Here is an 11,688-nt window from a genome sequence, read left to right as displayed (position 1 = left end):
TTCAAGTGTCGACACTTGAATGGGCGGTAGCTTGGTTATAAATTAACGCCGCCCCCCTCCGTCCAAAGTTTGCGTCTAAGTAATAATTTTACCATCTTCCATTACAATGGTACGGTCTGCCCGTTTGGCAAAATCAGGGTCGTGGGTAACTACCAGTATGGTTTGGTTGTTTTGGGTAGATATCTCTTTAAATATATCAAATACAATATCGCTGTTCTTTTTGTCCAGGTTACCTGTAGGCTCGTCGCCCATAATAATAAGCGGGTCGTTTATTAAAGCGCGGGCTATGGCTACCCGTTGCTTTTGCCCGCCGCTAAGCTGGTGGGCGTTTTTAAGGGCCTGGTCTTCAATACCCAGCGTTTGCAGGTGCTTCATTGCCCTATGCTCAACCTCGTCGGCGGCGTATTTACCCAGCTTTAAAGCGGGGAGCATTACGTTTTTTAATACGTTAAACTCTTCTATCAGGTAATGAAACTGGAATACAAAGCCTATTTTTTCATTACGTATTTTAGCAAGTTCGGCGTTATTAAGTCCGTTTAGTATTTTATTATCCAGCAGCAGGTCGCCCTCGTACTCGGTATCCATTGTCGACAGCAAATACAATAAGGTAGATTTGCCACAGCCCGATTTACCGGTTACCGACGTAAAGCTGCCTTTACTGATACTCATATTAATATCGGTTAACACACGAAACCGTACCGGGTCATAAAAGTATTTGTTAATTGCTTTGGCTTCGAGGACTTTCTGTTCCATATTATTTCCCCCTGATAATTACCACCGGATCAATTTTTGCTGCTTTTCGCGCCGGAAACAAGCCGGCCATGTAAGTAGTAATAAGGGCAAAACTTATCCCTATGATATAATATATCATATCAAAATTAACCGGGTATGTTTTTAGGGTGGGCAGCGCCGTAGTTTCAAAAGGCAGGTGACTGATTATAACCGATAAAACATAGCCCAATATTAACCCCACAATACCCCCAATTAATCCCAATAGCATGGATAGTTGAATAAATATGCGTTTAACATCCCTCCCCGAAAAGCCAATTGCTTTAAGTATGGCAATGGCGTCCATCTTTTCGTAGATCAGCATATTTAAAATATTATAAATACCAAAACCTGCTACTATTAACAGCGTAACACTAACGCTGTAAGCAATGGTATTACGTATGGTTGTACCGGTTTCAAACTGCGCGTTGGCGGTTTGTATATCTATGGCATCTACATCAAATAATTTGGCATACTCTTTTGCTATGGCGGGGGCCTGCTCAATATCCTTTAGCTTTACCTGTACATCAGTTATGTAATTGGTTGGCTTACCCTGCAATTTTTGTGCTGTGGTAACTGACGTATAACTCTGTACATCATCTACCTCTGCCAGGCCAAACTGTATAATGCCCACAATTTTCAGTATCGTCCTATCGCCTTCGGGCGTAGTAACCTGCACCACATCGCCCACATCAAGTAATAATTTATCAGCCAGCCCTTTACCTATTATAATGCTGTTGCTAACAATAGCCAGATCGCCAATATTGCCTTTAACCATATTGTCGCCCATCGGGAACAGCCTTTCGCCCTCTGTTACATCTAGCCCATCAACAGTGCCCGATAGCTGTATGGTGCCGCTGTTAAAAAAAACCACGGTACTTACTTTTGGCGTAGCGCCGATTACCCTATCGTCCGTTCTTAGTTTTTGCAGGATACGACTAACGTTGTGAATCTCTTTACCCTGGTCCCTCGGTTTTATAGAATAGATAAAATTTTTAAAATCGCTATACTTCTTGTCTAAACTAATAGGTTGTTGTTTAGCCGGGGTAATGGCTTGATATAACCTGATATGCGGGGTATGGTTTATTACCAGGCCGTCCAGCATTTTGTTTAACCCCGTCATAAAACTAACCAATGTTATAAACATGGCAATACCAAACGTAACGCCCGCAGCCGCTACAACAGATTGCCTTATCCGTGCCTTTATAAGTGTTAAAGATATATCTAACAACAGGCCGACTTTCATTCTGCTGGTTTATATATGGTTTGCGTGGTGTCAAGCCCCTTCAATATCTCAACATTGTTATAATCCTGTACACCGGTAGTTACCTTTGCTTTGGTACCGTCAGACAGTATTACCTCATTATTGGCATCCAAATAATTGCGCGGAATAAGCATCACATTTTTTTTAACCGATACGATGATATTAACCTCTGCCGATAAATTAGGATAAAGCGGATCAGGCGGGTGTAAAAAAGTAGCTTCAACTTTAAACGTACGTGATCGCTGATCCATGATGGGATAAATTTTGCTCACTTTCCCTTCAAACACCTTACCCTTATAGCTGTCCATTGTTATCTCTACAGGCTCATTTAATTTTACCTGTGTGATATCGTTTTCGTCAACCTCCATCTCTAAATAATAACTACCGGGTTTCCCTACCGTAGCCAGTATAGTTTGCGGGGTTATCAGGTCGCCTTTATTTTTTGCTACATCAAATACTTGTCCGTCAATCTCACTCTTAACAATATAATCTGTTTGCCTTTTTTGGCTGACCTGGTAATTTAATTTTGAGATCTCCACCTCATTTTTAAGCTGAGCCTTTAACAGCCCCAAATTTTTAACAGCTGATTGATAGTTTATTTTAGACGTATTAAAATTGAGTAAACGTTGGTCAAACTCGGCCTGTGTGCCAATATTTTGATCCCAGAGATTTTTTTGTCGATAATAAAAGGAAGAATCCAAACGGTATTTTTCTTTGGCCGTTTGTACCTGCAATAAAGCCCCTTGAAGTTTATCAGAACCCGGTTGGGTATTTAATTGGTCAAAGTTTAATACCTGCCGGGATGTTTCTGCATTTAAGCTTGCCTCGCGGTTATCAAGAATAAAAAGTTGATCTCCTTTTTTAACTAACTCACCGGGGACCACCATCACCTTATTTATAATACCGGATACGGTTGAATAAACTGCATATTGACCTTGCGCCTTAACTACAGCCGAAGCATATAGCGAAACCGTAATATTATTAATTACAGGTTTGGTATGCTCACCTTTTTTTGAGCAAGAGCTAAAAACAAATACTATAAATATTAAATAAAACGCCTTCCACATAAGACCACTTAGTTTCATGGTGCAATTTTTTAGTTTATAAAAGGTTTACGGCATTAATTATACCCAATATTAAGCTTTTTTTTTAACCTATACTGTCATATATGCGATCTGCATCGGATTTTGAACACAATTGTGTGCCATAATTAAGGGTAGCCGCCGAGCCACATGCCACGCCATACCGTACAGCCTCAATTATATTTTTATTGTTGGCCAAGCTTAAAACTATGCCGGCAACCATACTATCGCCGGCACCTACCGTGCTTTTAACTGCTACTACCGGAGGGGCTATTTTTATCGATAAATCTTTAGTCGCTAATAATGCCCCATCTGGACCCATTGATACCACAATAACCTCACACTTACCTTGATCTATCACTTCGCGGGCGGCATCAGGCACAGATGCTATATCCAGCTCGCTTTTCCCCACCAGTGCAGCCAACTCCCTGATATTAGGCTTTATTAAATAAACACCGGCGTTAACTGCCTCTTTTAAAGCATTGCCCGATGTATCTACAATTAGTAAAGCACCCATATTTTTTGCTATTAATGCAATTCTGGCAAATATATCGGTTGGTATGCCTGGCGGTAAGCTTCCGCTTGCCACAATATATTTCACATCCGGCATATCTTTTATAGCATTTAAACATGCCTGCCACTCATTTTCTTTCACAGTGTTTCCGGGCATATCTAAAAGATATTGTTTGTGGTTGGTTGTATCTTCAACTACCATATTAATTCTGGTGCATTCAACCGTTTCAATGACGATAGTTTTTACAAACTCTTTGGCAAGCAGGCGGGTTATCTTTTTCCCGGCATCGCCTCCGGCCAAATAAATAGCCACTGCTTTTCCGCCAAGCTTTGTTATGGCCCTGGCTACATTAATACCACCCCCGCCGGGTTCAGACACAGGTTGCGAACATTTTAGCTTTTTATCAGGTATAAACTCGGGCACGGATAAACTTTGGTCGAGCGCCGGATTAAATGTTACAGTTACAATTAATGCCATATTATTAATTAAATTGTCTTTTAAGTTATTATAAGGCAAACTTAGCACACTTAAGCAACCAGTATGGTGATGAGCAACACCATACAATATGACCCTAATTACTTTTTGACTTATTTACTGGTATTACTTTTGATATATAATAACCAAACACCATAATCCATGAAAACAGACCAACAACCGTTAGTAACCACTGCCCGTCAGTTAATGGCCGGTAAAAAAGGCATTTTGGCCATGGATGAAAGTACTGCAACCTGTAATAAACGATTTAAGGCACAGGGGATTCCTGAAACGGAAGAATACCGCAGAAAATACCGTGAATTATTAGTAACAACACACGGATTAGAAGAATATATAAACGGAGCCATACTTTTTGATGAAACCATTAAACAAAGTACTGTTGCCGGCGATCTGTTTATCGATATTTTAGTTAAAAAAGGCATTATTCCGGGCATTAAGGTTGATGCCGGTACGGTGTCAATGGCCGGCTTTATGGGAGAAAAAGTAACTGAGGGGCTTGATGGTTTACGCGAACGCTTAGCAGCATATAAAAAACTGGGGGCACGCTTTGCAAAATGGAGGGCCGTATTTAGTATAGGTACAAATACGCCAACGGTAACGTGTATTAAAACCAATGCCAATGTACTTGCTCAATACGCTGCCCTTTGCCAGGAAACAGGCCTGGTACCGTTTGTTGAGCCGGAGGTGCTGATGGATGGCGGCCACTCCATAGAAAAATGCGCTGAAGTTACCAATCAGGTTTTACAAGCCGTATTTAATGCGTTGCACCGGCATAGGGTTAATTTGGAAGGTATAATTTTGAAACCTAATATGGTGCTGCCCGGAATTGATCACCCCATACAGAATAATAATGACGAAATAGCCCGGGCAACAATTGCCTGTTTGCTTAATTGCGTGCCCGCAAGTGTACCCGGCATTGCATTTTTATCAGGCGGCCAACCTACATTACTGGCTACCGAAAGATTAAACGCCATGCACCGCCTGTTTAATGCCAGTTTACCCTGGGCATTAACTTTTTCCTTTTCAAGGGCGCTGCAGCAACCCGCGTTAGAAATATGGAAAGGCAATGACGCGAACATTAATGCCGCACAACAATCATTACTACACCGTGCGGCGTGCAACCATGCAGCATGTATGGGCTCTTATACGCCCGAGATGGAAAAGGTTATTCCTAACCTCATATATTGATCATAATATATTAAATGTCATGTTCACTATTTTTTGTCAGCAATAAACTATGTATTTTTAGAAATAAACAAACCGATATGTTAGGCAAGTTAAATGAAGTAGAAATTGATAACCTGTTGAAACAGCAGGTTATAGGTAGATTAGCCTGCCATGCAGATGGCAAAACCTATATAGTACCCATAAATTATGTTTATGACGGAAAAAACATTTATAGCCATTCTGCCGAGGGTAAGAAAATTAAGATGATGCGCAAAAATCCAGAGGTATGTTTTGAGGTAGATGAGATACAAGAAGTATTTAAATGGAAAAGCGCCATTGTATGGGGCCGGTTTGAGGAGATAACGGACCTGGATGAAAAACAACAAGCCATGCAGGGCATTATACACCGTATCATGCCTTTGGCCAACCACCCTACTGATCATCCTTCACATGGTATTACCGAGAATGAAAGTGACATTGGCACCTCTGTTGACCTGATTGTTTATAAAATAACCCCAACTAAAAAAACCGGGCGGTTTGAAAACAAGTAAGCGCTCTTAAAGCAATTATTCTGGTCGTATTTGTAACCTTAAACACTTAATCTTCTTTTCCATTTTACCACCTCATACCAAATTACTGAGGCGATGCCTATAGCTACGCTTATCAATATTTGAACCATTGTTAATGTTTCAAACTCAAAAAATGTGGTTAATGGTTTTATATAAAGCAGTAAAAAGGATATCATTATAGTTATACCTATAATTAACAGCACTAAGTTGTTGCGGTATTTTAAAGTAGTAAATAGCGAAAAAATGAATGACCTGTTTACTAAAGTTAGCCCAATATTGGCTGTTATTAAAACAACAAAAACCATTGTACGGGTAAGTGCCTCATCATACCCCTGCCTAACGGCATACTGATAAACACATAAAACCCCTATCGTGATTACTAAGCCTTGAATTATGCTGGTTGTCAATTCTTTCCAGCTAAAAAACGCATCAGTAAATGGACGCGGCTTTTGCAGCATGGTATTTTTTTCCATTGGCTCATTTTCGTAAATAATGGAGCAGGTTGGCCCCATAATTAACTCTAAAAATATTACATGCACCGGCGATAAAATATTGGGATATATCCAGCCCAATGCCAATGGTATAAACACCGTTAAAATAATGGGGATATGTATGGATATAATATACCTTATAGCTTTTTTTAAGTTAGTATATATACGCCTGCCCATAGCAACAGCATCTATCATTTTTGATAGATCATCTTCTAATAATATTAACGAAGCCGCATCTTTTGCTATTTCTGTTCCTTTTTTGCCCATAGCAATACCAATATGAGCCGCTTTAAGGGCCGGCCCATCGTTTACGCCATCGCCGGTCATGGCTACTACCTGGTGTTTGGCTTTTAGCGCGTTTATTATTTTCAACTTTGCATCCGGAAACATCCGTGTAAAAATGTTGGTGCTAATAACCTTTTTTTCCAACTGTTGTTGTGGCAATGCCATTAACTCATCGCCGGTTATATTATTTTCATACCCTTTAAATCCAACTTGTTTGGCAATAGCGGCCGTAGTAATAGCATTATCCCCTGTTATAATTTTCACCGCTATACCTGCCGCATAAAAGCTTTCAAACACTGGTTGAATATTTTTCTTCGGAGGGTCATAAAAGGCTACCAGGCCTTTAAAATCAAATTTAAACTCTTGCTGTGTAACCGGGAAATCTGTACCTGCAAAATCCGCTTCGGCCACGCCTAATATGCGGTAGCTTTGTGCCGCCAGTTGGTTTATAACATGCTGAATTTTTTGTATTTCGTCATCAGATAGTTTGCATACATTCATGATAGCTTCGGGTGCTCCCTTTGCAGCAATAATGCGTTTACCTAAATCATTTTCAAATAAATGGGTCATCATGGGTGGCTTGCCCCCTAAAGGGTACTCATGTATCATTTTAAATTGACGCCTTTCATCAGCTGATGCGATTTGGCTATAGGCATTATGTAATGCTATTTCCATTTGATCAAACGGAATAGGTTCACTTGCCCACATGGCGGTTGTTATCAAATACTTCTCATCATCCGTTAAACTACCTTCCGCATCAGATACCTTTTCTGATTTAAGTGTAAAAACCCTTGCCAGGCTCATTTTATTCTCGGTGATAGTGCCTGTTTTATCTGTACAAATTACTGTGGCGCTGCCCAAGGTTTCAACGGTTTTCATTTGCTTAACAATAATGCCCATCTGCATTAAACGCCAGGCACCGAGTGCCATAAAGGTTGTATAGGCAACGGGTATTTCTTCGGGCAAAATACTCATGGCCAATGTTAGCGCCTTAAGCAAGCTGGCTAACACATTATAGGTATTGAAAAAATTTATTGCCCAAACAATCATAAAAACTATAGCGCCAGCAATCACCATTTTTTTTACAAAATTGTTTATCTGTGTTTCTAAAGGTGTTTTTTCTGCTTTGATCAGATCTAAGCTTACCCCTATTTTGCCGAGCCTGGTGTTATTACCAATAGCTGTAACCGTAGCTATGGCCAAACCACCTGCTACTATTGTACCCTGGTAAACTGATTTATCTTTTTGGGTTTTGTCTTTATAAACAGACAATGACTCGCCTGTAAGTATAGCTTCGTTTACAGAAAAATCATTAGAGTGAGCAATTATGCCGTCTGCTCCGATAGAAAAACCCTCTTCAATAATAAAGCTATCCCCTATAACCAGATCATCGGTATTTATGGTTTGCACCTTGCCGTCGCGGATTACTTTACTGAAGGGCTTAGTAAATGATTTTAGTTTTTCTAACGCGTTATTACTCCTTGAATCCTGGTATATTGAAATGGCTGAAACTAATAGAATTGAAGCGGCTAAAAAAATGCCATCTCCCGTTTTTCCGCTTATGAAATAAATAGTTGACGTCACCAATAATAAAATTACCATTGGTTCTTTTACCAGGCTTTTTATAATAGCATAAATAGGGTTTTGCTTTTGGACATCAACCCGGTTATATCCGTGCTTATTTCTCGATTGTATTACTTCATCGGCAGTTAAACCGGAGATACCAAAATTATTGTCGGGCATAAAAGTTGCGTTTATAGTTATTACCGTCAAACCAATACTAAGATAAGTATTTTGTTTGCCGGTAATTTACTATACCATTTTTGAAGGTATAACTAATAAGGGTATTTTTTGATTGGACAGGGCATCTTTAGTTGTGCTTTCCTGAAGGAATTGGCTTAAAAATGAATTTTTGTAGTGAACCAGCGCAAGAACATCCGCTTCAGTTTCATGACAAAAGCTATTTAGCCGGTTAACCACATCTTTACCCTTTATGGTTTTATAAGTAATGTTTGCGTTTTTTAAACTGTTAACCATCGAAACGAATATCATTTCCTCCTCAAAAATTTTCTTGTCATCTTCATGGTTAAGGGTTACATGAACAACTTGTATCTCAAAGTGAAAAACCTTTTGTAATTGTTGCAAATACATGAGTGCTTTTATATCCTCATCATCAAAATCAGTAGCAAAAACCACCTTTTTAATATTCTTAATATCCGATTGTTGCGGCACAATTAAAACCGGGCGGGTACTATGTCTGATAACCGAATTGGTATTGCTACCTATTAAAATGTGCTCAATGACGCTGCCGGACTTTGATCCCATTACTACCAGTTCAACATCTTTATGTTTAAGTATATCTGCAACATCGTTCCCTAAATTGCCATCTCCTTTTGCATAGGTAATTTTAGGTTTAAACTGCCCTTCGGCTAACTGATCGCAACCTATTTCCAGGCTCTCTGATAATTTATTAAGTCGATCTTCTATTTCATCGGTGTAACTCATAATACTTTCTGTAACCACCGGACCGGCGGCATAATAGGGCGTTGTTGGCGTCATCACAAAAGTGTTATATAATAAAATATCGGCGTGAAGGTTTTCGCTAAGTGCCATTGCTGATTTGGCAGCATGTTTTGCATTTTCAGAAAAATCAGTCAGTACAAGTATTGTTTTCATGATCGTAAAGTTTAAAGTGATTTGGGTAACACGTGTATATTTCTTGTTCAAAAGTGGCATTTTCATCACAATGGATATATGACGCTGGTCACTTAAAATACTGATATACAATAAATTTATATTTTAAAAATGTGATTGTCATCATTGATACCGGGATATATAAAGTGAATTTTTGTTATGGAACTTAAACATGATTTAATGCAGCCTACTAAGCCATGTATAATAATAATATAGAGTTATTAAAATCAATTGTTGAAAATGTTATTGACGGCATCCTGGTTATCGATCAGGAGGGTGTTATTTTATTGGTAAACCCATCGGTATGCACTTTATTTGGATATAGTGCAGATGAGTTGCTTGGTAAAAACATAAGCATGCTTATGCCCGCTCCTGATAAACACAATCATAACAAACACATTAAAAGATATAAGCTTACCGGGCAGTCACATATTATTGGTATTGGGCGCGAAATAATGGGGATCACTAAAAATGGTTCAATTTTTCCTGCCCGATTAGCTGTTAGCGAAACCAAATACAATGATGAAGTTGTTTATGCCGGCGTTATACACGATTTAAGCGAAGAAAAAAAAGCAGAAGAAAAGTTAAAGCAACATACCAATGATCTGGAAACGGTAGTACAAGAAAGAACAACTTTTTTGAAAAATATTGTTGATACGCTTGAACAGGCAAAAGAAGAAGTAAATACCTCGCTCTTAAAAGAAAGAGAAGTGAATCAACTTAAAACGCGTTTTGTATCAATGGCGTCACATGAGTTTCGTACCCCTTTAAGCAGTATTCTTTTATCGGCATCATTAATTGAGTATTATTTTGACCGGTTGGAAAAAGATAAAATATTCTTACACCTGGGTAAGATTAAAAGCGGTGTAAGCAGACTAACCGAAATTATTAATGACTTCTTATCAATCGAAAAAATAGAAATAGGAAAAGTTAAACCTGTACTTAATGAATTTGATCTGGTTGCTCTATGCAACAACATTGCCGATGGCATGAGATTGCAATTAAAGGAAGGACAAGAACTTATTTACCATCATTTTGGCACAAACCCAAAGGTGACTTTGGATAGTAACTTACTACAGCATTGCCTGCTTAATCTTACATCTAATGCTATTAAATATTCCGGTGAGGACGGATTGATCGAATTGACCAGTGAAATAGATGATCATGTATGCCGCATCAAAATAAAAGATAACGGTATAGGTATACCGCAGGAAGACCAGGAACATTTATTTGAGGCTTTTTTCAGAGCAGGAAATACAAATGATATACAAGGAACCGGTTTAGGGTTAAATATTGTTAAACGCTATACTGATTTAATGAACGGCACAATTGATTTTGAAAGTAGTACCAACCTGGGTACTACTTTTACATTAAAGTTTCCTGTAAATCCTTAATTTTCGTTTTGAACTATTAATTGGTTTTCGCGTTCGGGTTGTTCTTCTACTTCAAAAAGCAAATGTTTTTCATCTTGCTTAGGTATAATAACACTCCTCCCCAGTTCATCTTTAATTTTAACCCTCAATGCATCCTGGGCGCATGGTTCGCCATGCACCAAAAATATCTGTTTAGGTGTTGTTTTAAAACCTCTTAACCAGGTGATAAGTTCGGCCTGATCAGCATGTGCTGATAATCCGCCTAATTCTTTTACATTCGCTTTGATCGGGTAATATTTGCCGTGTATTTTTATTTCACTCGCCCTATTCAGCAGTGTTCTCCCCCGCGTTCCCTCTGCCTGAAAACCAATAATTAGTATAGTATTCTTCGGGTCGGTAACATAATGTTTTAAATATTCTAAAACACGCCCCCCGGTAAGCATACCACTGGCGGCCAAAATAATTTTACTTCCTTTCTGATTAAGTATTTTTTCGGTACCTCTATACTCCTGGTTAATTCGTACACCGTTAAACATCTTAACCACCTCATCCTTGCTAATAGTTATCCAGTCAGGATGCCTGATTAATACTTTACTGGCAGAAGCGGCCATAGGGCTATCCAAAAATACAGGCACTTCGGCCGGTATGCTTTTGCTTAATTTAAGCTTGTATAATAAGTGCATCACATCCTGTGCCCTGCCTACAGCAAAACAAGGTATAAGTAGGTTTCCCTTGTTAAAAATAGTATCCTTTATGATAAATGCCAGTTCCTCATCTATAACGTTTGTTTCGTGTAAACGGTCGCCATAGGTCGATTCCATAATAACAAAGTCGGCGTTTTCGGGATGAACAGGAATAGGAAGCATATCAGAATGATAACGGCCAATATCTCCCGAAAAAACGATGGTCTTATCGTAACACATTATCTCAACAGAACATGCGCCCGGAATATGCCCGGCAGGGTAAAGTTGAAATTTAATATGATC

At 39.0% G+C, this 11,688-nt stretch carries 10 protein-coding genes; 3 read left to right on the top strand and 7 right to left on the bottom strand.

The window, feature by feature from the left end; all coding sequences use genetic code 11:
* Positions 1-75: 75 nt before the first annotated feature.
* The 4 genes from ABI367_RS11775 to ABI367_RS11760 form a co-directional block, all read right to left on the bottom strand.
* On the bottom strand, positions 76-753 hold the full coding sequence (locus ABI367_RS11775) for an ABC transporter ATP-binding protein (RefSeq protein ID WP_462230667.1): 678 nt from the start codon (positions 751-753) through the stop codon (positions 76-78).
* 1 nt (position 754) lies between these two features.
* Positions 755-2,014, bottom strand: coding sequence for an ABC transporter permease (locus tag ABI367_RS11770; protein ID WP_462230665.1), 1,260 nt, complete (start codon positions 2,012-2,014; stop codon positions 755-757).
* Positions 2,011-3,117, bottom strand: coding sequence for an efflux RND transporter periplasmic adaptor subunit (locus ABI367_RS11765; RefSeq protein ID WP_462230663.1), 1,107 nt, complete (start codon positions 3,115-3,117; stop codon positions 2,011-2,013). Before ABI367_RS11765 ends, ABI367_RS11770 begins: the two co-directional genes overlap by 4 nt.
* A 64-nt stretch (positions 3,118-3,181) precedes the next feature.
* The gene (locus ABI367_RS11760) at positions 3,182-4,105 is read right to left on the bottom strand and encodes a 1-phosphofructokinase family hexose kinase (RefSeq protein ID WP_462230661.1); all 924 of its coding nucleotides are present in this window, start codon (positions 4,103-4,105) and stop codon (positions 3,182-3,184) included.
* Between the two features lie 159 nt (positions 4,106-4,264).
* Between ABI367_RS11760 and ABI367_RS11755 the strand changes: the two genes are divergently transcribed.
* A complete protein-coding gene (locus ABI367_RS11755) occupies positions 4,265-5,311 on the top strand; it encodes a class I fructose-bisphosphate aldolase (RefSeq protein ID WP_462230659.1) in 1,047 nt (348 codons plus the stop codon).
* Between the two features lie 77 nt (positions 5,312-5,388).
* Positions 5,389-5,841 carry a pyridoxamine 5'-phosphate oxidase family protein gene (locus ABI367_RS11750; RefSeq protein ID WP_462230657.1) on the top strand — a complete coding sequence of 151 codons (453 nt, stop codon included), beginning with the start codon at positions 5,389-5,391 and terminating at the stop codon, positions 5,839-5,841.
* A 38-nt stretch (positions 5,842-5,879) separates the two neighbouring features.
* Here the strand turns inward: ABI367_RS11750 and ABI367_RS11745 are convergent, their stop codons facing one another.
* Positions 5,880-8,378, bottom strand: coding sequence for a cation-translocating P-type ATPase (locus tag ABI367_RS11745; protein ID WP_462230655.1), 2,499 nt, complete (start codon positions 8,376-8,378; stop codon positions 5,880-5,882).
* A gap of 69 nt (positions 8,379-8,447) precedes the next feature.
* Complete coding sequence (locus ABI367_RS11740; protein ID WP_462230653.1) at positions 8,448-9,311, bottom strand: universal stress protein; 864 nt, start codon at positions 9,309-9,311, stop codon at positions 8,448-8,450.
* 215 nt (positions 9,312-9,526) lie between these two features.
* On the opposite strand from ABI367_RS11740, the gene ABI367_RS11735 reads away from it, so the two are divergent.
* Positions 9,527-10,723 carry a PAS domain-containing sensor histidine kinase gene (locus ABI367_RS11735; protein WP_462230651.1) on the top strand — a complete coding sequence of 399 codons (1,197 nt, stop codon included), beginning with the start codon at positions 9,527-9,529 and terminating at the stop codon, positions 10,721-10,723.
* On the opposite strand, the gene ABI367_RS11730 is transcribed toward ABI367_RS11735, so the two are convergent.
* Positions 10,720-11,688: MBL fold metallo-hydrolase RNA specificity domain-containing protein (locus ABI367_RS11730; protein WP_462230649.1), on the bottom strand; the 969-nt coding region annotated here is incomplete at its 5' end. The two genes, ABI367_RS11735 and ABI367_RS11730, sit on opposite strands and share 4 nt — an antisense overlap.

Origin of the sequence: Mucilaginibacter sp., assembly GCF_039935595.1 — a bacterium.
GTDB lineage: Bacteria > Bacteroidota > Bacteroidia > Sphingobacteriales > Sphingobacteriaceae > Mucilaginibacter.
The sequence above is the reverse complement of the archived record's forward strand: the minus strand, read 5'-3'. Positions and strand labels throughout refer to the sequence as shown.